The organism is Streptomyces sp. NPDC099050 (assembly GCF_044759865.1).
Taxonomy (GTDB): Bacteria; Actinomycetota; Actinomycetes; order Streptomycetales; family Streptomycetaceae; genus Streptomyces.
This window is the reverse complement of the sequence record NZ_JBIWAE010000002.1, coordinates 558,384-581,448: the sequence shown is the minus strand read 5'-3', so window position 1 is coordinate 581,448 and position 23,065 is coordinate 558,384. Positions and strand designations below refer to the sequence as shown.

Sequence of the window (23,065 nt, the reverse complement as noted above, 5' to 3'; positions counted from 1 at the left end):
CCCCGGGCCGGCGACGCGGGCCGGCCCGGGGCGGGGCGCGGGGCGCGGGTGCTACCAGACCCGGACCGAGCCCCCTCGGGCGAAGGCCGGGCTGGTGGCGGCCGCCGGGACCTCCGTCAGGGGCTGCGCCACCTCCGAGACGAGGGGGCCGTGCTTGGCGGCCACCGCGTCGAGGAGGGCGAGGTCGAAGCCGTACACCCGGGCGGCGTTGCCGCCGACCATGGCGGCGACCTCCTCGCGGGGCAGGCCCGCGTAGGCGATGCGCAGGCCCTCGCGGGAGTAGGGCGTGGTGCCCTCGTCGTGGGGGTAGTCGCTGCCCCACATGATCTTGTCGAGGCCGATCCGGTCCCGCAGCGGGACCTCGTGGGGGCGCATGAAGCTGGCTCCCACGAAGCAGTTCTCCCGCCAGACCTCGCTCGGCCCCTTGCCCATGGACTCCGCCAGCCCGGCGCCGAACTTGGCCTCGGCGGTGGCCGAGGCCGCCACCAGGCGGCCGTGGTAGTAGTCCAGCATCTCGATCACGCCGGGGATCCAGCCGGAGCCCTGCTCCGTCAGGACCAGTTTCAGCCCGGGGTTGCGGCGGAAGGCCCCGCCGAAGATGAGGTGCCACAGGGCCCGGTGGGAGAACCAGGTGGTCTCCACCATGAAGACGGCCCGCGCCGCCGGTTCGTCGCCCAGGGGCGGCGAGGCGGAGCCGCCGTGGTGGTTGACCGGGACGTCCAGCTCGTCGCAGACGGCCCAGATCGGGTCGTAGACCTCCGAGTAGAGCTCGGGAACGGTGGAGCCGGGCGGGACGCCGGGCAGCAGGATGCCGCCGGTCAGTCCCGCGTTCCGGGTGCGGCGGATCTCCTCGACCGCCGCGTCCACGTCGTTCAGCAGGATCTGGGCCACGCCCGCCCGGCGGCCCGGCGCGTCCGCGCAGAAGTCCGCCAGCCACCGGTTGTGGGCCTGGAGCCCGGCCCAGCGCATCTCGTACTCGGCGGCCGTCGGGGGCTGGGCCATCAGCGAGGCCTTGGGGAAGAACGGCGGGATGGTGTTCGGGAAGAGCACCTCCGCGACGATCCCGTCGGCTTCGAGCTCGGCCAGGCGCCGCTGGGAGTTCCAGTTGCGGTCGGCGGTGTCCGCGAGGAGGTCCTCGTACGGGTTGACGTAGGTCGCGGCCCAGGCGTCGAACTCCGCGTGGTGGCGCTTCTCCAGGTACGGCTTGTAGTCCAGCAGGTCGGCGCCCGCGTGGCAGTCGGCGGAGATGACCGTGTAGCGGTCCTCGGAGCTCATGAGTTCGCCCCCAGCACCGGGAAGTCGTTGTCGGTCAGCCAGTGCCGGCCCACGTCGCGCGAGCGCGACCAGGAGGCTTCGACGGCCGCCTGGTCCGCGCTCTGGCCGAGCTCGGCGGGGGTGGGGCCGATGCGGCGGGCGATCGGCGCCAGCTTGCCGGTGTCGAAGCCGAAGACCTCGGCGGCGGCCAGGCCCAGCATCCGGCGGGTCTCCTCGACGGGGATGTCGTGGAAGGTGTTCTTCAGCCAGTTCCGGGTGTTCGGCCAGGTCCCCTCGGGGTGCGGGAAGTCCGAGCCCCACAGGATGTTGTCCACGCCGATCTCGTAGCGCTGGGCCAGCTCGCGCCGCTTGGTGTTGGTGGCGCAGATGAACACCTGCCGGTCCAGGTACTCGCTCGGCGGCCGCTTCAGCTCCTCGAAGGGCGAGAGCTTCTTGCCGCCGTGCGCGCCGAGGTAGAGCCGGTCCATGAACCAGAGCTGGTTGGGCAGCCACCAGCAGCCCGACTCGGCGACGCCGAACTTAAGCCCCGGGTGCCGCTCGAAGACCCCGGACCAGAGCAGGAACCACAGCGGGCGGGCCGGCCACCAGGTGACCTCGGAGACGAAGATGCCCAGGTGGTCCCCGTACTCGTGGCGCGGCGAGGAGCCGGAGTGGGTGACGATCGGCATCCGGGTCTCGGCCGCCGCCGCCCACACCGGGTCGTAACGGCGGTCGTGGTACGGAGCCTTGTCCACCCACATGGCCGGGATCATCAGGGCGCCCAGCCCGGATGCCTTGGCGCGGTGGATCTCGGCGACGACCTTGTCGGGTTCGCCGGTGATGGGCAGCAGGGCGACCCCGCAGTGCCTCTCGGGGTGCTCCGAGACGAACTCGGCGAGCCACCGGTTGTGCGCCTGGGCGCCGGCCATGCCGAGTTCGGGGTCCTGGTCTCCGGAGAGGCCGAGGCCCACTCCGAAGGGGGCGGCGGTCTGGCTGTCCACGGCGTCGGCGTCGGGGAAGACGACTTCGGCGGCCACGCCGTCGCCGTCGAGTTCCTTCAGCCGCTGCGTGACGTCCCAGCCGCCCTTGAGGCCTTCCTCGTGGTCGTGGAACCACTTCTCGGCGAAGGCCTCGTTGCGCACGCCCAGCTTGGTGGCCTCGGCGCGGCGGGCGTCGCGCTGGCCGAGGAACTCGTCGAACTGCGGGTGGAAGGCGCTGTCCAGATAGGGGCGGTACTGCTCGGTGGGCAGTCCCGCGTGGCAGTCGGAGGAGATGATCAGGTACGGGTCTTCGTACGCACTCACGTTGAGGCTCCTCAGTCGAGGATGAAGCTTTCCAGGTAGGCGGGGTTGGCGCGGTCGAGCATCGACCGCGACCGGGCGCGGATCTGCCGGTCGCTGTGCTCGCTGTCGGGCAGCATCCAGAAGCGGTCCGCGCGGATGCCGTCCACGACGTGGTCCGCGACGTCCTCGACCGGGGTGAAGTTCACCTCGTGGCCGGCCTTCTTCATGGCCGCCTCGTACTGGTCGAGGCTGCGGTACGGGGACTTGCGCGGGCGTTCCTTGGCGTACCGGTCGGGCCGGTTGCGGTGCGACTCCCACAGGCCGGTGCGCAGCATGTGCGGTCCGGGGAAGAGCACCGAGGCGCCGATGGCCGCGCCCTCCGCCTTGAGGTGGGCGTAGAGCGACTCGGTCATGGTGACCACGGCCGCCTTGGTGACCGCGTAGACCGAGGCGGTGGGCAGCGGGGCGATGCCGCCGTCGCCGGAGGAGGTGTTGACGATGTGGCCGGGGCCGCCGGCCGCGATCATGCGGGGGACGAAGGCCTGGATGCCGTGGAAGACGCCCCAGACGTTGACGGAGAAGGCCCACTTCCAGTCGTTGGGCTCGTGCTCCCACATGCGTCCCTCGGCTCCGGAGCCGACGCCCGCGTTGTTGCAGAGGACGTGCACGGCGCCGAAGGTCTCGTACGCCGCGTCGGCCAGCGAGATCACGGAGTCCCGGTCGCTGACGTCGACGATCTTGGCGAGCACCTCGGCGCCGTCGGCGGCGAGTTCGTCGGCGGCCTTGCGCAGGGCGCCCTCCTCCACGTCGGCGAGGACCACCTTCAGCCCCTCGGCGGCGAAGCGGCGGGCCATGGCGAGGCCGATGCCGCTCGCGGCTCCGGTGACCACGGCGACCTGTCCCGGTTCGAGTCGCATCAGACGCTCCCCTCGGGCGGTCCGTCGAGGATCTGCATCGGGTCGTCGTAGCGCTGGTGGATGTACGGGAGCAGGGCCTGGGCGCTGACCCGCTCGACGACCCTGCCCCGCTGGTCGGTGGTCTTCTCGCCGATGGTGAGCTCGACGAGGCGGCGTACGGGGAGGTCGGCGATGGGGTCGAACATCGACTCGCGGAGCACCACGTCGCCGGTGATGTGCTCCAGTTTGCGGACCTTCTCGTTGCGGGTGCAGTGCACCAGCACCGGATCGGCGTCGAAGCCGGAACCATCCACCGCGGGAAGGAACTTGAAGTAGAAGTCGGTCTTCACGGTGGGCTCGGGCAGCGGCAGCACGCGGTCCACCGCCCCGCGCACCTCCACGAAGGCGATCCCGTGCCGGGCGAGGGAGGCCCGGACGACCAGGCCCTCGCGCTCGACGGTGATCTCGCCGAGCTTCTTCGGCTCGCCGAAGACCTCGCGGCCTCCGATCAGGGCGCGCTCCATGCTCATCGGCATGACCAGCGGGTACCAGCCCTCGACCCCGTCGTGCTGGGCGGCGACGGCCACGGAACCGGCGCCGAGCGGGTAGCCGGGCAGGTCCACCTTGCTGATGTTGGCCCGCACCAGGGGCCGTTCCGTGGGCTTCAGCGGCGGCGGGAGGACCGCCGCCACCACGTCCGGGTCGGTCTCCCAGACGGCCACCACGCCGGTGGACCAGATGTCGGGGAGCTTGGAACTCTTCTCGCGCGAAGCGGCGATCTCGGCCTCGGTGCGCGCTCCGTACCGTACGCGTGCCATCTCTCGCACCATCCTTCGTCTGGGACGCAGTCGGTTGTGAGGCAGTCGGTTCTGACGCAGCTGGTTCTGTAACACAGTTACACCGCCGCCGATGAAGGGTAAAGACCCGTGCACGTAACCGATCTGACGGATCGACAGAAAGTTGGGACGGACACGATGGCCAGAACCACGCTGACCCGCGCGGAGGTACTGGACGCCGCCGCGTCCCTGGTCAAGCAGCACGGCCCGGCCGCCCTCACCATGCGCAAGCTCGCCGCCGAGCTGGGCACCGCGGTGACCTCCATCTACTGGCACGTCGGCAACCGCGAATCGCTGCTCGACGCCCTCGTGGAGCGGACCGTGGAGGAGGTGGGCGCCATCCGGCCCGTCGGCCGCACTCCCGGCGACCGCATCCTCTCGGTCGCCCGGACCCTGCGCCGCGAGCTGCGCGGTCGCCCGCACCTGATCGCCATGGTCCACGAGCGCGGCCTCACCGACCGGATGTTCCTGCCCGCCCAGCAGGCCCTGGTCCACGAGGTGCACGCGGCGGGCCTGCGCGGGGCCCGGGCCGCGGACGCGGTGCGGGCGATCCAGTTCCAGATCATCGGCTTCGTCCTGGTCGAGCGCAATCGCGAACGCTCCCCCGCCCAGTCCCCCGCCGAGAGCGAACTCTGGGACCCGGCCGACGCCCCGCACGACCCGCCGCTGGCCCGCGCGCTGGCCCGGCCGGTGGATCCGGAGCGGCTGTTCCAGCTGACCCTGAGGGCCCTGGTACGGGCCCTGCTGGCGCCGCCGGCCGGGTAACCGGGTTGCCGCCGCGCGGCCGCCCGTGATGGGATCTGCTCCACGGGGGCGGCTCCCCGGCGTGCATCCTTCTCACCCTTTCGGAAAGACCCCGCGCGCCCACTCTCCGCCCCCGTTTCCATTTGCGGAGGGAACCCCACAACCGTGCCGACCGTGCCTGCCGTCCGACCCGTCGACTCGCTCATGCTGCGCCGGCTCCAGACCGTCTACGTCGACCAGCCGCCGGCCGCCGCCTCACCCGGCACCGAAGGGGTCCGCCCGCTGGAGGGCGAGCTGCTGGAACGCGGCCACGCCATGAGCCGGGAGCTGTACGCCGCCCTGACCGTCCTCGCGCCGACCGATCTCGCCGTCGAACGCTCGCGCCTGCTGGCACTCGTGGACGAGCTCATGGGTTCCGACCGGGTGCACAAGCCGCTCTTCCGCCGGTTCCCCTTCTCCATCCCGCGCGACACCGAGCGCTGGTACGTCGACCGCGTCTTCTCCCTGCTGCTCCAGGAGCCCGGCCAGCCGTGCGTGCTCTGCGCCGAGACCGGCTCCGTACACCCGGTCTCGCCGTGCGCCCACCTGGTCTGCCGCTCCTGCTGGGACGGCGCCGACTACACCGGCTGCCCGGTCTGCCACCGCCGCGTCGACCCGGCCGACCCCTTCCTGCGTACGGAGGACCACGCGCCCGGGAAGGGCGGGAAGACCAAGGCCGGGAACCCGCCCGGGCCGCTGCGGCTGCTCCGGCTCGGCACCGACCCGGCGGCGGACTCGGCCCGGCTGCTGACCTCGCTGCTCGCCCGGCCGACCCCCCTCTCGCCGGAGGACCGCGAAGACGTGTACCTGCTGGTCCGGCTGGCCCCGGCCGGACTCGACTGGCTCCCCGGGGAGATCCCCGCACGGGAGACCAAGGCGCTGGTCCTCGCCGCCCTGCTCACCGGCCCCGCCACGCACGAGGCCGTACGGCCACAGCTCGCGGGGCGGCTGACCACCGCCACCGACGTGCTGCGGCTCCTCGGCGCGCTGTCCGGAGGCGACGCGGAGCTGCCGCCGGTGTCGCGCTTCCGCTCCCTCTCCCGGCCGCTGCGCCGCGAACTGCTCGGCGTGCTCGACGCGTTGCCCGCGGCATACCTCGTCGAGGACCTGCTGCGGCATCCGACCGCCTGGAAGCGGGCCGCCGAGACCCTGCACCCCTTCGAGGGGCACGCCCGCCACCCCCGGGCCGCCCTGGCCTTCGCCGCACTGCGGGGCACCGCCCTGTCCGGCGCCCTGGGTTCGGCCTTGCGGGCGACCGCCGCCGCGCATCCGGACGCCGTACGCGTGGACGGCGACCGGATCCTGCCCGTGACCTGGGCCGGGCGCATGGAGCGGGCCCTGGCCGAGGGGGAGCCGGCGGCCGCCGCCGAGACGGCCGCCGAGCGCCCGGGCGAACTCGTACGCCGCCTCGACCACCTGCTGCGCCTGCACGCCGGCGACGTCCTGGTGCCGGAGCTGACGAAGGCGCTGGTACACGGGCTTCCCGCCGTCGGCGCGGGCCCGCTGCTGTCGGCGCTCGGAGCGCTGCGGGTGCGCTCCACGGACCGGACCGGCTCCCGGCGCGTGTTCTTCCCGAAGGGGCGGGTCACCCGGGCCCGGTCCGTGACGGAGGACCGCCCGCCGCTGCCCGCGCCGCTCGCCCGGGCCGCCGTGGCCGTGCTGGAGGCGGAGGTGCGGCGCCGCTTCGCCCGGGCGGAAGGGGACCCGTACGAGCTGGCCGTCCTGGACTCCGGGCTCGCGGAGCTGCCCGTGCCCTTCGGGGAGCGCTCCTCCGCGAGGTCGCTGGTCGCGGTCCCCCGGGGCAGCGCCCTGGCGCTGCCCGGTGGCGAGGTGCTGCCCCGTGGCGAGGTGCTGCCCCGTGGCGAGGTGCTGCCCCGTGGCGAGGTGCTGCCCCGTGGCGAGGTGCTGCGTCTGTTCCTGCACTGGACCGAGCCCGCCGACCAGGTGACCGACCTGGACCTGTCGGTGGCCTTCTTCGACGCCGACTGGAAGTTCACGGGCCTGTGCGACTACACCCGTCTGACGTACGGGGCGGGGAGGGCCGCCGTGCATTCGGGCGACCTCACCTCGGCGCCGGCCCCGGAGGGGGCCACCGAGTACGTGGACCTGGACCTGGCGAAGCTCGCCCATCAGGGGGACGCGTACGCGGTCCCGCTGGTGTTCAGCTTCAACAACGTGCTCTTCGAGGAGCTGGACGACGCCTTCGCCGGGTTCATGACCCTGCCGGCGGACGGCCCGCGCGACTCCTCGTACGATCCGCGCACGGTCCGCCAGCGGTTCGACCTGAGCGGCGCCTCCCGGGCCTGCATGCCGATGGTCGTGGACCTGGCCGCACGGCGGGCGCTGTGGGCGGACGTCCACCTGCCCCCGTCGGGGGGCTTCCAGAGCGTCGCCTCGCACGGCGACCGGCTCGCGGCCGTGGCCTCGGACGTGTGGGCGCACTTCACCTCGGGCACCCGCACCACCCTGTGGGACCTCACCGTGTGGCGGGCGGCGGTCCGTACCCGGGAGGTGGCGGTGATCCGGCGGGCCACTGAGAGTTCGGTCTCCGACGAGGTGTGGCTCTACCGGGCCGCGGCCGGCGAGGACGCGGCCGCCTTCGCCGACCGGATCGGCGCCCTGGAGCCGCCGGAGGAGCGCCGGGTCCCTGCGGACGCCGACGCGGACGCGGCCGAACTGGCCGCCGGGAAGCGCGCGTTCCTCGCACTGACCTGCGCGAGCGTGGCCCCCGAAGGAGGTTCGGGGACGGTCTACCGGCTCTTCCCCGGACCTGCCGAAGTACCCGGGTCCTTCGCCCGGGTGACGGCCGGGGACCTCCTGGCCGAGCTGAGCCGGGCCGAGGCCGGGCCGAGCTGAAAGGCCGTAGGGCTTCGAGTGTCGGCGCGGGCCGATATCCTCTGTGACCATGCTCGCCGACCGTACGACCGCAGAGACGATGTGGCCGACCGCGTACCCACAGGGGTACGCGGTCGTCGACGTGGAGACCACCGGGCTCGCTCGCGACGACCGGATAATCTCCGCCGCCGTCTACCGGCTCGACGCCCAGGGCAACGTCGAGGACCACTGGTACACGCTGGTCAACCCGCTCCGGGACCCCGGCCCCGTGTGGATCCACGGCCTGACCAGCGACATGCTCCAGGACGCACCGCTCTTCAAGGACATCGCCGCGGAGTTCGCCGGCCGGCTCGCCGACCGGGTGCTGGTCGCGCACAACGCGATCTTCGACTGGCAGATGATCGCCCGCGAGTACGCGCGGGCCGAGGCCGTCGCCCCGGTGCGCCAGCGGCTGTGCACCATCGCCCTGTCGAAGGAACTGAACCTCCCGCTGCCCAACCACAAGCTGGAGTCGCTCGCCGCGCACTTCGGCGTAGTCCAGCAGCGCGCCCACCACGCGCTCGACGACGCCCGGGTCCTCGCGGAGGCGTTCCGTCCGTCCCTGCACGCCGCCGCGCGGGACAACGTACGGCTGCCCCTGCTGGAATGCAGGCCGCTGACGGAGTGGTCGGACACCCCGGCCGCCCCGCGCGTCGGGTACCAGGCCTCGTACGGTGCGAGCTCCAGCTGGCGGCCCTCGCGCAAGCGGCCGGCGTGCCCGTACCCGAACCCGGGGCGGTGGACGGACGGCACCCCGCTCAAGCAGGGCATGCGGATCGCGTTCTCCGGCGACACCTCCGTGGACCGGGAGCTGCTGGAGGACCGCGCCGTCGAGGCGGGCCTGCACGTCGCGACGAGCCTGTCCCGGCTCACGAGCCTGCTCGTGACGAACGATCCGGACTCCTCGACCTCCAAGACGGTGAAGGCGAAGTCCTTCGGAACCCCCGTCGTCGACGAGGCCGCCTTCACCCAGCTGCTGCGGGACGTGGCTCCGGCGGGGGACTGAGCACCCGGGGGGGGGGAGGTTCGGGGCCGCCCGTTGGGCCGCCCGTCGCACCGCCCGTTGGGCCGGCCGGGTGCACGCTCCGCGAGTCACCCCGGTGGATCTTGTTCCGGCGGGCCGGCCTGCGCAGCATGCCGCGCATGGCACGTTGCGAAGTCTGCGGGAACGATTACGGCATGTCCTTCGAAGTCCACGCACAGGGTGCTGTGCACGTCTTCGACTGCTTCTCCTGCGCCATTCACCGCATGGCGCCCATCTGCGAGCACTGCCGGGTCCAGATCATCGGGCAGGGCGTCGAGGTCGAGGGACAGTGGTTCTGCGGAGGGCACTGCGCCCGCGCGGAGGGGAAGGTGGGCATCACCGACCGCGTCTGATTCCCGTACCGCCCCCAGCGCTCTCCTCCCTCCCCCTTCCCCCTTCCCTCCCCCTCCCCCTCCGCCACGACCCCGGACGGCCACCCGGCCGCCGGGGTCCTCGCCGCTGGGGGTACCGTCGTGGGCGTGTACCGCTTTGTGCTGACCCGGCAGTGGGTGTGCCTCACCCTCATCGGCCTTGCCCTGATCCCCGCGATGATCAAGCTGGGGTTCTGGCAGTTCCACCGCCATGAGCACCGTGTCGCGCAGAACCAGCTGATCGACGCGAACCTGCGGGCGAAGCCGGTCCCCATGACCGAGGTCACCTCCCCCGGCCACGTGGTTCCGCGCGCCGACTACTGGCGGGCCGTCACCGCCACCGGTACGTACGACTCCGCGCACGAGGTCGTGGTGCGCATGCGCACCGACAACGACGACAAGGTCGGCTTCCACGTCCTCACCCCGCTGGTCCTGGAAGACGGCCGCGTCGTGCTCGTCAACCGCGGCTGGATCGCGGGCGGCGACGACCCGCGCGCCTACCCGCCGGTGCCGGCCGCACCCACCGGCGAGGTCACGGTCACCGGGCGGCTGAAGGCCGACGAGACCAGCGGCGGCAGCGGCATCAAGGACCGCAAGGGCCTGCCGGACCGCCAGGTGATGCTGATCAACAGCACCCGGCAGGCGGAGTACCTGGGCAAGCCCGTCCTCGGCGGCTACCTGGAACTCACCGCGCCCGTACCGGCCGACGACAAGCCCGAGGTGATCGCCGAGCCCGACCACGACTCGATCGGGGCGCACATGGCCTACGCCATCCAGTGGTGGCTGTTCACCCTGGCGGTGCCGGTGGGCTGGATCGTGCTCGTACGGCGCGAGAAGCGCGACCGCGAGGCGGCGGCCGCCGCGGGGACCGCCGCTTCCGAGCGGGAGCCGGCGGCGACCGCGTAGCGTGTCGGGCATGGATCTTGGACTGAAGGACCGTGTCTACGTCGTCACCGGCGCCACCAGGGGCCTCGGCTACGCTTCCGCCCGCGAACTGACCGCCGACGGCGCCAAGGTGGTGCTGACCGGCCGGGACGCGGGGCGCGCCGAGGCCGCGGCCAAGGCGCTGGGCCCGAACGCGGTCGGTGTGGCCGCCGACAACTCCGACCCCGAAGCCGCCTCCCGGCTCGTCGCCGCCGCCCGGGAACACTTCGGCCGCCTCGACGGCATCCTCATCAGCGTCGGCGGCCCGGCGCCCGGTTCGGCGGCCGACAACACCGACGAACAGTGGGCCGCGGCCTTCGAGTCGGTCTTCCTCGGCGCGGTCCGCCTCGCGCGGGCGGCGGCCGCCGAGCTTGACGACGGCGGGGTCATCGGCTTCGTCCTGTCGGGCTCCGTGCACGAGCCGATCCCCGGCCTCACCATCTCCAACGGCCTGCGCCCCGGCCTGGCCGGCTTCGCGAAGTCCCTCTCCGTGGAACTGGGCCCGCGCGGCATCCGGGTGGTCGGCCTGCTGCCCGCCCGCATCGACACCGACCGGGTCCGCGAGCTCGACGCCCTGTCCGGGGACGCGGACCTCGCCCGTACGCGCAACGAGGCGGGCATCCCGCTGCGGCGGTACGGCACCCCGGAGGAGTTCGGCCGCTCGGCGGCGTTCCTGCTGTCCCCGGCGGCTTCCTACCTGACCGGCGTCATGCTCCCGGTGGACGGCGGCTCCCGGCACGGCTTCTGAGCCGCCCGCCCCGGCTCCGCATCACGTCACCCGCCGCGCCCGGCGGGGAGTGACGTGGAGGCGGGCCTCCGCCGGGAGGGCCGCGAGCGCCGCCGAGGCGCGGGCCCGGCCCAGTACCGGGCCGGCGAGGGCCGCCAGTACATCGGCCGGCACCGCGTGCGGCTCCAGTTCCAGGGCGACCCGCAGGGCCGGGGCCCCGCGCCGCCCGCGCAGGGTGACCCGGCACCGTGCCACGCCTTCCACGGCCTCCTGGACATCGGCCTCGACGGCCTCCTCCAGCGCCCGCCCGCGCAGTACGGCGAACGCCCCGTCCCCGCTGTCCACGAGCACCGCCGCGAGCCGGGCCCGGCGCAGCTGGGACAGCAGCCACCACAGGGCGAGCACCACACACACCCCGAGTGCGGCGAGCACCACCCACCACGGCGCCACCCACCACGGCGCCGGCCAGCCCGGCCCGTGCGGGGCCAGCAGGGGTTCGTGGCGGCCCTCGAACGGCCCGGACGCGGTCAGCACCGACGCCCCCGCCGCCAGCAGGACCAGTCCGAGCAGCGCGAGCAGGACCCGGTTCACCGTGCCGAGGGTCACCGGCGGTTCACCCGTACCCGCGGCCGCGGCGCGTGGGCCAGCCCCAGCTCGTCGAGGCCGACGGCGAGCACCGCGTCCAGATCGGCCCGTACGTCGTCCAGATCGCGGAAGTGCGACACGGCCCGGACCCCGATGGCGGCCCGGCCCACCCTGACCCGCGCCGACCGCACCCCGGCCACCTCCATGACCCGGTCCCTCAGCACCTGCGCGGCGGCCTTGCGTTCCAGTCCGCCCCGGACCTCCGGATGCCCGGAGGCCATCGGGAGGATCCCGCGCAGGCCCGGGGTCAGGGCGTACAGCAGCAGCGCGGCCCCGGCGACGGCCAGGACGGCGCCGCCGATCAGCACGCCGGGGTCGGCCGGGGTGTGCCGCTCCAGGGCGCGGGAGAGCTCGTCGCGCCAGCGCATGCCCGGGCGGTGGGCCCGTACCGCCGCCAGGTCGTACAGGAACAGCCCCGCCACCCCGAGGACGGCGCACGCCCCCACGGCGGCCGGCAACCGCCGGGTCGACCGGAAACGGGCGCTCACCGGACCCGCCGGTCCGGCCGGGCGGGGCGTCCCCGCGCGGGGCGCAGGTGCTCGATGTCGACGTCCACCTCGGGTACGGCCATCTGCGCGCACTCCTCGACGCGCAGGGCGACCTGGCGGCGTACGGCAGCGCACTGGGCGGCGAGGTCGGAGGGGTAGGCCAGCTCCAGGGCCACCCGTACGCGGGCGATGTCGTGGTGCACGGTGACGGTGGCGTGCGGCGGGGCGGCGTCCGGGGCGGGGCGGGTCAGCGCCTCCCGGGCGGCCCGGGCCGCGATCTTCGCGACGACCCGGTCGGCGATCCGGGTGGCTCCCCGCTCGGCGGCGGGCACCCGGGGCGGGGTGGGCCGGGGGGGTGCTCATCGGTCACGGTCCCGGGGGCGGTCGCGGTCACGGTCACGGCCGCGGTCCCGGTCCCGGTCCCGGTCCCCGGGGCGGCCCCTTGGGTGGAAGAAGTCGCCGGGTTCCAGGTCCCCGTCGAGGAACCGGCCCACGACGAAGCCGATGGCGCCGAGCGCGGCCACCAGCAGGAAGGCCCCGAAGCCGCCGAAGTACCCGGCGAACCCCAGTGCCATGCCGGCCACGAGGCCGACGACCGACATGCTCATGCGGGCTCCTCTACTGCAGTCGGGACTCCGGCTCCTCGTCGTCCTCGTCCGGCAGTTTCACGTCGCTGACGGCGATGTTGACCTCGACGACCTCCAGGCCGGTCATCCGCTCCACCGCCGAGACGACGTTCTCACGGACGGCCCGGGCCACGTCCCGGATCGACACGCCGTAATCCACGACGATCTCCAGGTCGAGGGCGGTCTGGACCTCGCCGACCTCCGCCTTCACACCCCGGCTGACGGTGGACTTGGCCCCGCCGGGGACGCGGTCGCGGACGGCGCCGAAGGTACGGGAGAGTCCGCTGCCGCTGCCCATGGCGTGGACGCCGACCACCTCGCGGGCGGCCAGGCCGGCGATCTTCTCGACGACGCCATCGGCGATGCTCGTCCTCCCACGGTCGGCGGGCGGCTTGGCGGTGCTGCCTGTGGCGGCGGATTCGGTCATGGCGGATCCCTTCGCACGGTGGGCTCCCGACCACGGTAAGTCGGGACCCGCCCCGCCGCCCGTCCCGACGCGGCTGCGGGTGATGACCCCGCGGGGCTAGTCGGAGAGGCCGGCCAGGTCGCGGAGGCGGCGGGCCTGGGCGGCGCGCTCAGCCGCACGCTGGTCCTCGTAGGGGCGCGACACCGCACCGCGCAGGAGCGCCTTCGTCTCGGTCACCGCGTCCCGCGGCGGAGCCAGCAGCGCGGTGGTGAGGTCCTGGACCGCCGCGTCGAGCTCGCCCGCGGGGACGACCAGGTTCGCGAGGCCGATCCGTTCCGCCTCCTCGGCGCGCACGAAACGGCCCGTCGCGCAGATTTCGAGCGCGCGGGCATAGCCCACCGCCGAGGTCAGCGGCTGGGTGCCGCCGAGGTCGGGCACCAGGCCCAGCCCGGTCTCGCGCATGGCGAACTGCACGTCGTCCGCGACGACGCGCAGATCGCACGCGAGGGCAAGCTGGAAACCGGCACCGATCGCGTGCCCCTGAACTGCGGCGACGGAGATGATGTCGTTGCGCCGCCACCAGGTGAACGCCTCCTGGTACTCGGCGATGGTGGAGTCGAGCAGTTCCTCCGAACCGCGCGCCAGGTCAAGGAACGACGGCTCGCCCTCGAAGCCTTCGGGGGTGAATGCCTGCCGGTCGAGCCCTGCGGAGAAGGACTGCCCTTCGCCGCGCAGCACGACGACCCGGACGGTGCCCGGCAACGACCTTCCAGCCTCCGTCAACGCCCGCCAGAGCGCGGGGGATTGAGCGTTTCGTTTGGCCGGATTGGTCAGTGTCACCGTGGCGACCGTGTCGTCGACGGTGAGCCGTACGCCGTCCTTGTCGAGCAGAGCCATCTTGTGCCTCCGGTGGTCGTGCCGTCGCTGAGCCGCGAAATCGGCCTAAGTGACTGCACAGTAACCACCCGGCCGGTCATGGAACCGACCGGGGGTCACCGAAGGACGGTGGAACTGGAACCGTGAAGCTGATTACGGAAAACCGTTGGAACCAATGAGGAACCAAATGGTCAGGCCGTAGCCGCCTTCTTGCCGCGCGTCGCGCCACCGCGACCACGCAGCGTGACTCCGGACTCGCTGAGCATCCGATGGACGAATCCGTAGGACCGGCCGGTCGATTCGGCCAGCGCCCGGATACTCGCACCGGAGTCGTACTGCTTCTTCAGGTCTGCCGCGAGCTTGTCGCGCGCGACGCCGGTTACCCGGCTGCCCTTCTTCAGAGTTTCGGCCACCCGTGCCTCCTCATGGGAAGTGCGCTCTGACTTCTCATGATCACCCCTCCCCGGCTTCCTGGCCACCCATTCGGCAAGGTGGTACGGCGGCATTTCTTCAGCGGTGGACACACGAGCAGAACGGAATCTCCCCTTCCGCTGCATGACCTCCGTCACATTTCCGCTCGAGTCCTATGAATCGCCAGGTCAGGGGCTGGAGCGCAGAAACGGAAGGCCCCGGCCGCACATCCTGGGAGATGCGGCCGGGGCCTTCGTCGCACACGGATCGGTATGAGACCGTCTCACTCAGATGATGGATCACGTCTGAGCCGAATGATCCATAAGCAAAGGATCACGGAAGCGGAAGGGCCTCAGGCGAGCGACACCAGGTCCCGGTAGTCCGGGCCCCACAGGTCCTCGACGCCGTCGGGGAGCAGGATGATCCGCTCCGGCTCCAGCGCCTCGACCGCGCCCTCGTCGTGGGTGACGAGGATGACGGCGCCCTTGTAGGTGCGCAGGGCGCCCAGGATCTCCTCGCGGCTGGCCGGGTCGAGGTTGTTGGTGGGCTCGTCGAGCAGCAGCACGTTGGCCGAGGAGACGACCAGCGTCGCGAGCGCCAGACGGGTCTTCTCGCCACCGGACAGGACGCCCGCGGGCTTGTCCACGTCGTCGCCGGAGAAGAGGAAGGAGCCCAGCGTCTTGCGTACGGAGACCAGGTCCAGGTCCGGCGCCGAGGAGCGCATGTTCTCCAGGACCGAGCGCTCCGGGTCCAGGGTCTCGTGCTCCTGGGCGTAGTAGCCGAGCTTGAGGCCGTGACCGGGGACGACCGTGCCGGTGTCGGGCTTCTCGGTGCCCGACAGCAGGCGCAGCAGGGTGGTCTTGCCGGCGCCGTTGAGGCCGAGGATGACCACGCGGGAGCCCTTGTCGATGGCCAGGTCGACGTCGGTGAAGATCTCCAGCGAGCCGTAGGACTTCGACAGGCCCTCGGCGGTCAGCGGGGTCTTGCCGCAGGGCGCCGGGTCCGGGAAGCGCAGCTTGGCGACCTTGTCGGAGACGCGGACGGCGTCCAGGCCGGCCAGCAGCCGGTCGGCGCGCTTGGCCATGTTCTGGGCGGCGACGGTCTTGGTGGCCTTGGCGCGCATCTTGTCGGCCTGCGAGTTCAGCGCCGCGGCCTTCTTCTCGGCGTTCTGGCGCTCGCGCTTGCGGCGCTTCTCGTCGGCCTCCCGCTGCTGCTGGTAGAGCTTCCAGCCCATGTTGTAGACGTCGATCTGGGCGCGGTTGGCGTCCAGGTAGAACACCTTGTTGACGACCGTCTCGACCAGGTCCACGTCGTGGGAGATGACGATGAAGCCGCCGCGGTAGGTCTTCAGGTAATCGCGCAGCCACACGATCGAGTCGGCGTCGAGGTGGTTGGTCGGCTCGTCGAGGAGCAGGGTGTCGGCGTCCGAGAAGAGGATCCGGGCGAGCTCGACGCGGCGGCGCTGACCGCCGGAGAGGGTGTGCAGCGGCTGGCCGAGCACCCGGTCGGGCAGGCCGAGGGCGGCGGAGATGGTCGCGGCCTCGGACTCGGCCGCGTACCCGCCCTTGGTGAGGAACTCGGTCTCCTGGCGCTCGTACTGGCGCATCGCCTTCTCGCGGGTGGCGCCGGAGCCGGAGGAGATGCGCTCCTCGTTCATCCGCATCTTCTTGAGCAGGACGTCGAGTCCGCGCGCGGACAGGATCCGGTCGCTGGCCAGCACGTCGAGGTCGCCGGTGCGCGGGTCCTGCGGGAGGTAGCCGACCTCGCCCGAGCGGGCGATGCTGCCGCCGGCCGGGGTTCCCTCGCCCGCGAGGCACTTGGTGAGGGTGGTCTTGCCTGCTCCGTTGCGGCCGACGAGGCCGATGCGGTCGCCCTTGGCGATGCGGAAGGAGGCGTTCTCGATGAGGATGCGGGCGCCGGCGCGCAGCTCGATGCCGGTGGCGGTGATCACGGAAATACTCCAGGGCGGGTCGGGACGGCGGAAGGGGGGCAGGACGCGATGCTTCTACGCCGCTAATCCGCGAGGAGATTTGCCATGGGAGTCATTCTACCGGTGGCCCGCAACTACTTTCGGGCCCGGCCACCCCGCGCGGGACCGGCTCCGGCCCCTGCCCCCCGTCCCCCGTTCGGCCCAGGGAACACGCCTGTGGGCCGAGGGGCGTATGAGGATGAACGGGTTGATACTCGCCGCAGGGGCTGACACGCACCCCCGGTCAGGAATGGAGGGCGGTGCGGGATGCAGTTCGACGACAACGCCAATCTGGACACTTCCGAGGTCAAGGACGTACGCGGCAGCCGCATCCCCGGCGGGAAGGCCACGATCGGCGGCGGCATCATCGGTTTCATCGCGCTGATCATGGGTCTGCTGTTCGGGGTGGGCCCGGAGCAGCTGGGCCTGTCCGACGGCAGCCCGGAGCCCGCGTCGACCTCCTCCTCCGCCGCCCAGGTGCAGCAGAGCTGCAAGACCGGCGCGGACGCGAACGCCAAGGAGGACTGCCGGCTGGTGGCGGTGATCAACAGCACCCAGGACTTCTGGAAGCAGGAGTTCGCCAAGCGCGGCGCCCGGTACACCCCGGCCCAGACGGTGTTCTTCACCGGCAAGGTGGGCACCGCCTGCGGGGCGGCCACCTCGGCGGTCGGCCCGTTCTACTGCCCCGGTGACCGGCAGGTCTATCTGGACCTGGGCTTCTTCAACGAGCTCCGCACCAAGTTCGGCGCGAACGGCGGCCCCTTCGCCCAGGCGTACGTGGTGGCCCACGAGTACGGCCACCACATCCAGAACCTGACCGGCACCCTGCAGAAGGCCCAGGACGGGCGGCAGGGCGCGAACAGCAACGCGGTGCGGGTCGAGCTGCAGGCCGACTGCTACGCCGGGGTGTGGGCCCACAACGCGACGAAGACCCCGGACGAGTCCACGGGCAAGCCGCTGATCACGAGCCTCACCGACCAGGACATCAGGGACGGCCTGGACGCGGCGGCGGCGGTCGGCGACGACCGGATCCAGGAGAAGTTCCAGGGCCGGGTCTCCCCCGAGTCCTGGACGCACGGCTCGGCCGAGCAGCGCCAGCAGTGGTTCTACCAGGGCTACCGCACGGGCGACATGGCCCAGTGCAACACCTTCCGCTGACTTCCCGCGACGCCTGCCATGCTGTGACGTGGCTCACGGTCCACCCATGGACCGTGCACCCGCGGCACGAGAGGGAGTGATCGTCATGGCAGGCGTTCCGTCCATCTGTCCGACCTTGCTGTACACCGACGCCAAGGCCGCCATCCAGCTGCTCACCGAGGCCTTCGGCTTCACCCAGGTCGCGGCGTACGAGGGTGAGGACGGCGCGGTGGCGCACGCCGAGCTGTCCTACGGGAACGGCATGGTGATGCTCGGCAGCAGGGGCACCGGCGGCCCCTTCGACAAGGCGATGGAGACGGCCGGCCCGGCCGGGGTCTACGTGCTCGTCGACGACGTGGACGCCCACCACCGCCGGGCCGTGGAGCACGGCGTGGAGATCGTGATGGAGCCGACCGACCAGGACTACGGCTCGCGGGACTACATGGCCCGCGACGCCGAGGGCAACATCTGGAGCTTCGGGACGTACGCGCCGCAGGTCTGAGGGACCGGCGGCGCGTACGCGACTCCCGTACGGGTGCTACGCGCCGCCGGTGTGCACCTGGAAGGCGGCCCGGCGCACCGCCTTGGCCAGGGCGGGATCGGGATGGGCGGCGGCCAGGGCGACCAGCACCTGCACGGTGCGGGGGTGCCCCACCGCGCGGACCTCGTCCAGCAGCCTGGGAACCGTGGTCCGCACCGCCGAGTCGAGGTGGCGGGCGAGCAGCTCGGCCTCGCCGTGGTCGGCGATGGCGGCCGCGGTGTCCACCCAGAGCCAGGTCTGCTCCTCGGCGGTGAGCACGTCCTGCGCCTCGTCGGGGTCGACCCCGTCGTGCTCGGCGAGCCAGAGCAGGGCGTACGGGCGCAGCGCGGCCTCGCGGGAGGCCCTGCGCACCTCGGGCTCGGCGGGGGCTCCGACGACGCGCAGGGCTTCGAAGGCGAGCCCGCGCAGCAGGGCGTCCTCGCCGCGGGCCGCGTGGAGCAGCTCGGAGACCGCGTGGCCGACGGGCCGGGCGGCCAGCCAGGCCAGGTATTCGGCGCGGGCCGGGCCGGGGGTGAGCCGCGCGCAGCCGTGGAGCATGGCGGCGGCGGACTGCTCGATGTTGCCCGCCGGGCTCTGCGCGGCGACGCAGATCTGTTCGAGCTTGACCCAGACCGCCCAGCTCCCGAGCGGGGTGAGGGTGGCCCGGGCGGGGCCGAGGGTGACGGCGTCCACGGCGGCGAGCCCGCCGAGCGCCCAGCGCAGCAGCCGGGCGAGCGGGACGGGAGGCGCGGCCGCCTCGGAGCCGGACGGCGCCGGACCGGACGGCTCGGAGTCCGCGGACGGCACGGGGTTCACGGACGGCACGGAGTCCGCGGACGGAGTCCCGGGCTGCGCCGTGGACTCGTAGGGGACCTCGCACCGCTCGTCGCGCAGTTCCTCGACGCGCTGCCGGAGCAGGTCCAGCAGATCGGGGACGGTCACGGGACCGGCGGAGAGCTGGAGCAGGGAGAGCAGCTGAGGCATGGCCTCGACGACCTCGGCGACGGCCGTGGGGGCGATGTCGGCGGGGGCCGGGTGGACCAGCGACCAGGCGTCGAAGAGGGCGACCCAGCCGCGCAGGACGGCGGTGTCGTCACGGTCCCACGCGCGCAGGCGCCAGCCCGGCCGGGCGTGCCCGCCGTGCATCTCGATCAGTCCGGCGAGCCGGGCGCGGTCCCAGCCGACCCGGATCTGCCCCGGCGTCAGGCTCAGCCGGTCGGCGGCGCGTTCGGCTTCGGCGACGGGCAGGGCACCCGCCGGGGCGGGCCCCGCGCCGTCCGCCGCGCCGAGGTGGAGCTCGGCCCAGCGGGCGAGCCGTACCGCGTCGGAGAGGGAGGCGCGTGCCCTGTTCGCGAGGTCGGCCGTGGCGGGCGTGCCCGCCGGAGGCCGCTGGGCGGTCCGGGTGCGCCGGTCGGTCACCGCCTTGCGTGCCGTGGCCACGGACCGCGGGGCGACGAGTCGGAGTCTGGAGTCGCGAGCCAACTGCTCATCAGGCTTTCGGGACGTCACGTGAGCAGTCTCGCCCGTCACTGGCCGAAAGCCCAAACGGAACCGGCCATTGCCACAAGTGCCCGAGAGGACAGAAGGGGACAACTCACCCTCCCTGCCCCGCCCGTCCCACGGTCTTCGGACAGCTCGTCCGACGGTCCGTCACCCCGCCCGGCTCCCGAACCCTTCCCCGGACCCTTCCCCGCACCCTTCCCCGGACCCTTCCCCGGACCCTCCCCCGGCCCGTCACATAAGAGGGGTCAGGAAGCGGCGCAGCGCCTCTTCGTAGCCGGCCGGGTCGGCGTTCCACATGGCCCCGTGGGCGGCGCCGGAAACGGAGTGCAGGGTGGCGAGGTCGGGGCGGCCCGCCGCGAGCCGCCGCGAGGGCCCCCAGGGGGCGAGGGTGTCGTCGGGGCCGTGAAAGATCAGTACGGGGACCTTCAGCGCGGCCGGATCCGACCCCGGGGCCCGCCGGTCGGCCCGCAGGCCCGCACGGCTCTCGGCGGCCTTGACGGCGAACGGGAGCAGGGGGGCCGGGGTGCGGCGCGCGGCGGCGAGGGCGCGCAGGGTGGCGTGCCAGTCCAGGACGGGCGAGTCGAGGACGAGCCCGGAGATCCGGTCGGCCAGCGCCGAGCGCTCGGCGGCGTGCAGGGCCATGGTGGCGCCGGTCGACCAGCCGTGCAGGACCACGCGGCGGGCGCCGTAGCGCAGGGCGTAGCGGATGGCGGCGTCGAGATCGCGCCATTCGGACTCGCCGAGGTGGCCGAGGCCGTCCGGCGACTCGGGGGCGCCGAGGTCGCCCCGGTACCCGAGGTCCAGGACGGGGAGCTTGTTGCCGTGGAGGAAGGGCATCACCACCATCGGGTGCTCGCGCGTGGCGCCGAGCCCGTGGACGGTGATCACCCAGGTGTCGCGGGCACCGGGCACGAACCAGGCGGGCAGCGCGCCGAGCTCCCCGGGGACGTCCACGTCGGCGTGGTCCAGCCCGAGGGCGGTGCCCGGGTTCCCCAGGTGGACCTGGGGGGTGAGGGTGACGCGGGTTCCGGGGTCGAGGCTGCCGTGGGTGACGGCGAGGAGCCGGCGCACCACGGTGTCGGGGCCGTGCGGGGCGTCGGGGAGGACGGGCCCGACCACGGCGTGCACCCCGGGGGCGGTGAGCCCGTACGTGCCGTCGCGCAGGGAGGCGAGGGATCGGGTCAGCTCGACCCGGCCCGCCGCGGTGGAGTGGACGGTGAGCCGGGGGCTGCCGGGAAGCGGGCGGCCGGGCTCGGACCGCAGGGCCGCGTCGGCGGCGTACCGGCCGGCGAGCGCGGCGGCGGTGACGGCGGCCGCGCCGGCGCCGAGCAGGGTCGTGGTGACGGCCGCTGCCGTCGCTGTAGCGGTACGCACCGCTCCAGTGTCGAGCCGGACCGGCCGGCGGGCCACCGGAGGGATTCGTTCCGGTCGGCACCCCGAAGGGGTGGCGCGGGAGGTGATCTAGATCTCTTCGGGGCCCCGGGCGCATCGGAGCACCTTCCGGAAGTCCCGGCCCCGAAACATCCGGACACCCTGCCGTGACATGCGTTAATCGACATATCAACGTGCTTCCCGGGACGAAGGTCCCGATCGGGTGCCGAGCCGATACACCGCATGATCCCTGGCAGTTCACCTTCCGTTCATCCAGGTTGCCTACGGTCCACGAACCACTGACGTCAAACAGAAGCCTGGGTAAATGGAGCACATAACGCTTCTCCTCGGGATCGTGATCATCACCGCTCTCGTGTTCGATTTCACGAACGGTTTTCACGACACGGCCAACGCGATGGCCACCACCATCTCGACCGGCGCCCTCAAGCCCAAGACCGCGGTGGCCATGTCCGCCGTGCTCAACCTCATCGGCGCCTTCATGTCCGTGGAGGTCGCCAAGACGATCTCCAAGGGACTGGTCAACGAGGAAGGCATCCGGCCGGAGGTCATCTTCGCCGCCTTGGTCGGCGCGATCCTCTGGAACCTCGTCACCTGGCTGGTCGGCCTGCCCTCGAGCTCCTCGCACGCCCTGATGGGCGGCCTGATCGGTGCGGCCGTGGCCTCCGCCGGCATGGGTGCCGTCAACGGCAGCGTCGTCGTCACCAAGGTGCTGATCCCCGCGATCGCGGCGCCGCTGGTCGCCGGTTTCGCCGCGTACCTGGCCACCAAGGTCACGTACAAGGTCGGCGACGGCATGGGCAAGAAGACCTCGGCCAAGGGTTACCGCGCGGGCCAGATCGCTTCCGCGAGCCTCGTCTCGCTGGCGCACGGCACCAACGACGCGCAGAAGACGATGGGCATCATCACCCTGGCGCTCGTAGCCGGCGGCGCCCTCGCGCCCGGCTCCAACCCGCCGGTGTGGGTCATCGTCTCCGCGGGCCTGGCCATCGCGATGGGCACCTACCTGGGCGGCTGGCGCATCATCCGCACCATGGGCAAGGGCCTGACCGACCTGCAGCCGCAGCAGGGCTTCGCCGCCCAGACCTCGGCCGCCAGCGTCATCCTGGCCTCCTCCTCCCTCGGCTTCTCCCTCTCCACCACCCACGCGTGCTCCGGCGCCGTCATGGGTTCGGGTCTGGGACGCAAGGGCGGCGTGGTCCGCTGGTCCACCGCCTCCCGCATGTTCATCGCCTGGGGCCTGACCCTCCCGGCCGCGGGCCTCGTGGCCGCCGTCGCCGAGCTGGTCATGCGCACCGGGGACATCGGCGTCGCCGGCGTCACGGTCTTCCTGGTCGCCTCCTGCGTCGCCATCTGGTTGATCTCCCGCCGTCAGGTCGTCGACCACACCAACGTCAACGAGGTCGCGCCGGCCGCCGCCGAGGAGCCGGGTGTCGTCACCACGGCCATCGCGGCCGTCAGCGTCCCGCCGGTCGCGGTCACGGCCACCGCCGTCGGCAGCACCGCCGCGGTGACGGACGAGGAACTGAAGGCCACCATCCCGGCCACGGCGACGACCCCCGCGGCCCCGGCCGCGGCGGTCTGACCGGCCCGAGCCCGAGAACGACAGAGGATTCAGCGGTATGAAGATCGACTGGGAAGCACTCGGCTCCGTCTTCGGGGTCAGCCTCTCCGCCACCGTCGTCCTGGTGACCCTGTTCACCCTGGGGCTGATGGGGCTCTCGAAGCACGAGGCCGCCACCGAACAGGGCGGCGCCGCCACCCTGGCCCGCAGCGGTGCGTACGCCTGCTTCGCGCTCTGCGCGGCGGCCGTGGCCTACGGGATCTACCTGATCGTCGCCTGAGGCGCGGGACGGCACGTACGAAGGCTCCCTCCGGGTTCGTCCCGGAGGGAGCTTTCGCGTGCCCGGGGGCGCATTCACCGCCACCCCACCGCAGGTCAACCGCGAGTTGACGGGCCTTCGCGCTGCGTGGTGGACTGCCCGAGCCATTACGGCGGCATGGAGAGGAAGTCCGGTGCGAATCCGGCGCGGTCCCGCCACTGTCACCGGCGCACGCGGACCCCGTGTGCGGCCGGGAGCCAGGAACTCTCGCCGCCGGACACGTCGAACCAGGGCGCGGAC

At 72.8% G+C, this 23,065-nt stretch carries 24 protein-coding genes and 1 riboswitch; of the genes, 10 read left to right on the top strand and 14 right to left on the bottom strand.

Going from position 1 to position 23,065, the window contains the following annotated elements; all coding sequences use genetic code 11:
- Positions 1 to 51: 51 nt before the first annotated feature.
- From ACIQV3_RS05645 to ACIQV3_RS05630, 4 genes are read right to left on the bottom strand one after another with little or no spacing between them, the layout of a single operon-like run.
- Positions 52 to 1,275 (bottom strand): amidohydrolase family protein, encoded by a 1,224-nt coding sequence (locus tag ACIQV3_RS05645; RefSeq protein ID WP_403710043.1) that lies wholly within the window; start codon positions 1,273 to 1,275, stop codon positions 52 to 54.
- Positions 1,272 to 2,558: an amidohydrolase family protein gene (locus ACIQV3_RS05640; protein ID WP_403710041.1), complete on the bottom strand. Its 1,287-nt coding sequence runs from the start codon at positions 2,556 to 2,558 to the stop codon at positions 1,272 to 1,274. Before ACIQV3_RS05640 ends, ACIQV3_RS05645 begins: the two co-directional genes overlap by 4 nt.
- A gap of 11 nt (positions 2,559 to 2,569) precedes the next feature.
- Positions 2,570 to 3,454, bottom strand: a complete 885-nt coding sequence (locus ACIQV3_RS05635) for an SDR family NAD(P)-dependent oxidoreductase (RefSeq protein WP_403710039.1) — start codon at positions 3,452 to 3,454, stop codon at positions 2,570 to 2,572.
- Positions 3,454 to 4,251 carry an acetoacetate decarboxylase family protein gene (locus ACIQV3_RS05630; RefSeq protein WP_403710037.1) on the bottom strand — a complete coding sequence of 266 codons (798 nt, stop codon included), beginning with the start codon at positions 4,249 to 4,251 and terminating at the stop codon, positions 3,454 to 3,456. Before ACIQV3_RS05630 ends, ACIQV3_RS05635 begins: the two co-directional genes overlap by 1 nt.
- Before the next feature lie 156 nt (positions 4,252 to 4,407).
- On the opposite strand from ACIQV3_RS05630, the gene ACIQV3_RS05625 reads away from it, so the two are divergent.
- From ACIQV3_RS05625 to ACIQV3_RS05600, 6 genes are all read left to right on the top strand, one after another.
- Positions 4,408 to 5,034, top strand: coding sequence for a TetR/AcrR family transcriptional regulator (locus ACIQV3_RS05625; protein WP_403710035.1), 627 nt, complete (start codon positions 4,408 to 4,410; stop codon positions 5,032 to 5,034).
- A gap of 183 nt (positions 5,035 to 5,217) precedes the next feature.
- A complete protein-coding gene (locus tag ACIQV3_RS05620) occupies positions 5,218 to 7,908 on the top strand; it encodes an MXAN_6230/SCO0854 family RING domain-containing protein (protein WP_403710166.1) in 2,691 nt (896 codons plus the stop codon).
- A 43-nt stretch (positions 7,909 to 7,951) separates the two neighbouring features.
- Positions 7,952 to 8,932 (top strand): DEDDh family exonuclease, encoded by a 981-nt coding sequence (locus tag ACIQV3_RS05615; RefSeq protein ID WP_403710033.1) that lies wholly within the window; start codon positions 7,952 to 7,954, stop codon positions 8,930 to 8,932.
- A 137-nt stretch (positions 8,933 to 9,069) separates the two neighbouring features.
- Positions 9,070 to 9,303, top strand: a complete 234-nt coding sequence (locus ACIQV3_RS05610) for a hypothetical protein (protein WP_112453882.1) — start codon at positions 9,070 to 9,072, stop codon at positions 9,301 to 9,303.
- Between the two features lie 126 nt (positions 9,304 to 9,429).
- The gene (locus tag ACIQV3_RS05605) at positions 9,430 to 10,227 is read left to right on the top strand and encodes an SURF1 family protein (RefSeq protein WP_403710031.1); all 798 of its coding nucleotides are present in this window, start codon (positions 9,430 to 9,432) and stop codon (positions 10,225 to 10,227) included.
- 10 nt (positions 10,228 to 10,237) lie between these two features.
- Positions 10,238 to 10,993: an SDR family oxidoreductase gene (locus ACIQV3_RS05600; protein WP_403710029.1), complete on the top strand. Its 756-nt coding sequence runs from the start codon at positions 10,238 to 10,240 to the stop codon at positions 10,991 to 10,993.
- 21 nt (positions 10,994 to 11,014) lie between these two features.
- Here the strand turns inward: ACIQV3_RS05600 and ACIQV3_RS05595 are convergent, their stop codons facing one another.
- From ACIQV3_RS05595 to ACIQV3_RS05560, 8 genes are all read right to left on the bottom strand, one after another.
- Positions 11,015 to 11,578 carry an alkaline shock response membrane anchor protein AmaP gene (locus ACIQV3_RS05595; RefSeq protein ID WP_403710027.1) on the bottom strand — a complete coding sequence of 188 codons (564 nt, stop codon included), beginning with the start codon at positions 11,576 to 11,578 and terminating at the stop codon, positions 11,015 to 11,017.
- Positions 11,575 to 12,105 carry a DUF6286 domain-containing protein gene (locus ACIQV3_RS05590; protein ID WP_403710025.1) on the bottom strand — a complete coding sequence of 177 codons (531 nt, stop codon included), beginning with the start codon at positions 12,103 to 12,105 and terminating at the stop codon, positions 11,575 to 11,577. Before ACIQV3_RS05590 ends, ACIQV3_RS05595 begins: the two co-directional genes overlap by 4 nt.
- Entirely contained in the window at positions 12,102 to 12,437 is a 336-nt protein-coding gene (locus tag ACIQV3_RS05585; protein ID WP_403710023.1) for a hypothetical protein, read from the bottom strand. The genes ACIQV3_RS05590 and ACIQV3_RS05585 overlap by 4 nt, the downstream gene beginning before the upstream one ends.
- A 27-nt stretch (positions 12,438 to 12,464) precedes the next feature.
- Positions 12,465 to 12,713 carry a hypothetical protein gene (locus ACIQV3_RS05580; protein ID WP_403710021.1) on the bottom strand — a complete coding sequence of 83 codons (249 nt, stop codon included), beginning with the start codon at positions 12,711 to 12,713 and terminating at the stop codon, positions 12,465 to 12,467.
- 10 nt (positions 12,714 to 12,723) lie between these two features.
- Positions 12,724 to 13,158, bottom strand: coding sequence for an Asp23/Gls24 family envelope stress response protein (locus tag ACIQV3_RS05575; protein ID WP_243338485.1), 435 nt, complete (start codon positions 13,156 to 13,158; stop codon positions 12,724 to 12,726).
- A 96-nt stretch (positions 13,159 to 13,254) separates the two neighbouring features.
- The gene (locus tag ACIQV3_RS05570) at positions 13,255 to 14,034 is read right to left on the bottom strand and encodes an enoyl-CoA hydratase/isomerase family protein (protein WP_403710019.1); all 780 of its coding nucleotides are present in this window, start codon (positions 14,032 to 14,034) and stop codon (positions 13,255 to 13,257) included.
- 170 nt (positions 14,035 to 14,204) lie between these two features.
- Positions 14,205 to 14,426 (bottom strand): helix-turn-helix domain-containing protein, encoded by a 222-nt coding sequence (locus ACIQV3_RS05565; protein WP_327307398.1) that lies wholly within the window; start codon positions 14,424 to 14,426, stop codon positions 14,205 to 14,207.
- A gap of 350 nt (positions 14,427 to 14,776) precedes the next feature.
- Positions 14,777 to 16,375: an ABC-F family ATP-binding cassette domain-containing protein gene (locus ACIQV3_RS05560; protein ID WP_403710017.1), complete on the bottom strand. Its 1,599-nt coding sequence runs from the start codon at positions 16,373 to 16,375 to the stop codon at positions 14,777 to 14,779.
- A 285-nt stretch (positions 16,376 to 16,660) separates the two neighbouring features.
- Here ACIQV3_RS05560 and ACIQV3_RS05555 point away from each other — a divergent pair, with 285 nt between their 5' ends.
- Entirely contained in the window at positions 16,661 to 17,551 is an 891-nt protein-coding gene (locus ACIQV3_RS05555; protein ID WP_403710015.1) for a neutral zinc metallopeptidase, read from the top strand.
- A gap of 85 nt (positions 17,552 to 17,636) precedes the next feature.
- The gene (locus tag ACIQV3_RS05550) at positions 17,637 to 18,032 is read left to right on the top strand and encodes a VOC family protein (protein ID WP_403710013.1); all 396 of its coding nucleotides are present in this window, start codon (positions 17,637 to 17,639) and stop codon (positions 18,030 to 18,032) included.
- A gap of 36 nt (positions 18,033 to 18,068) precedes the next feature.
- Here the strand turns inward: ACIQV3_RS05550 and ACIQV3_RS05545 are convergent, their stop codons facing one another.
- Positions 18,069 to 19,559 (bottom strand): hypothetical protein, encoded by a 1,491-nt coding sequence (locus ACIQV3_RS05545; RefSeq protein WP_403710011.1) that lies wholly within the window; start codon positions 19,557 to 19,559, stop codon positions 18,069 to 18,071.
- A 225-nt stretch (positions 19,560 to 19,784) separates the two neighbouring features.
- Positions 19,785 to 20,927, bottom strand: coding sequence for an alpha/beta hydrolase family protein (locus ACIQV3_RS05540; protein WP_403710009.1), 1,143 nt, complete (start codon positions 20,925 to 20,927; stop codon positions 19,785 to 19,787).
- Positions 20,928 to 21,249: 322 nt separating this feature from the next.
- Between ACIQV3_RS05540 and ACIQV3_RS05535 the strand changes: the two genes are divergently transcribed.
- Both ACIQV3_RS05535 and ACIQV3_RS05530 read left to right on the top strand, forming a co-directional pair.
- Entirely contained in the window at positions 21,250 to 22,527 is a 1,278-nt protein-coding gene (locus tag ACIQV3_RS05535; protein ID WP_403710007.1) for an anion permease, read from the top strand.
- Positions 22,528 to 22,564: 37 nt separating this feature from the next.
- Positions 22,565 to 22,786 (top strand): hypothetical protein, encoded by a 222-nt coding sequence (locus ACIQV3_RS05530; protein WP_243338472.1) that lies wholly within the window; start codon positions 22,565 to 22,567, stop codon positions 22,784 to 22,786.
- 160 nt (positions 22,787 to 22,946) lie between these two features.
- Positions 22,947 to 23,032: riboswitch (cobalamin riboswitch) on the top strand.
- Positions 23,033 to 23,065: the final 33 nt, after the last annotated feature.

Excerpts from the sequence above, each read along its gene's own strand:
- ACIQV3_RS05580 (WP_403710021.1), bottom strand. The coding sequence starts at position 12,713 with ATGAGCATGTCGGTCGTCGGCCTCGTGGCCGGCATGGCACTGGGGTTC.
- ACIQV3_RS05645 (WP_403710043.1), bottom strand. The coding sequence starts at position 1,275 with ATGAGCTCCGAGGACCGCTACACGGTCATCTCCGCCGACTGCCACGCG.
- ACIQV3_RS05555 (WP_403710015.1), top strand. The coding sequence starts at position 16,661 with ATGCAGTTCGACGACAACGCCAATCTGGACACTTCCGAGGTCAAGGAC.
- ACIQV3_RS05535 (WP_403710007.1), top strand. The coding sequence starts at position 21,250 with ATGGAGCACATAACGCTTCTCCTCGGGATCGTGATCATCACCGCTCTC.
- ACIQV3_RS05570 (WP_403710019.1), bottom strand. The coding sequence starts at position 14,034 with ATGGCTCTGCTCGACAAGGACGGCGTACGGCTCACCGTCGACGACACG.
- ACIQV3_RS05575 (WP_243338485.1), bottom strand. The coding sequence starts at position 13,158 with ATGACCGAATCCGCCGCCACAGGCAGCACCGCCAAGCCGCCCGCCGAC.
- ACIQV3_RS05630 (WP_403710037.1), bottom strand. The coding sequence starts at position 4,251 with ATGGCACGCGTACGGTACGGAGCGCGCACCGAGGCCGAGATCGCCGCT.
- ACIQV3_RS05620 (WP_403710166.1), top strand. The coding sequence starts at position 5,218 with ATGCTGCGCCGGCTCCAGACCGTCTACGTCGACCAGCCGCCGGCCGCC.
- ACIQV3_RS05625 (WP_403710035.1), top strand. The coding sequence starts at position 4,408 with ATGGCCAGAACCACGCTGACCCGCGCGGAGGTACTGGACGCCGCCGCG.
- ACIQV3_RS05635 (WP_403710039.1), bottom strand. The coding sequence starts at position 3,454 with ATGCGACTCGAACCGGGACAGGTCGCCGTGGTCACCGGAGCCGCGAGC.
- ACIQV3_RS05610 (WP_112453882.1), top strand. The coding sequence starts at position 9,070 with ATGGCACGTTGCGAAGTCTGCGGGAACGATTACGGCATGTCCTTCGAA.
- ACIQV3_RS05600 (WP_403710029.1), top strand. The coding sequence starts at position 10,238 with ATGGATCTTGGACTGAAGGACCGTGTCTACGTCGTCACCGGCGCCACC.
- ACIQV3_RS05550 (WP_403710013.1), top strand. The coding sequence starts at position 17,637 with ATGGCAGGCGTTCCGTCCATCTGTCCGACCTTGCTGTACACCGACGCC.
- ACIQV3_RS05530 (WP_243338472.1), top strand. The coding sequence starts at position 22,565 with ATGAAGATCGACTGGGAAGCACTCGGCTCCGTCTTCGGGGTCAGCCTC.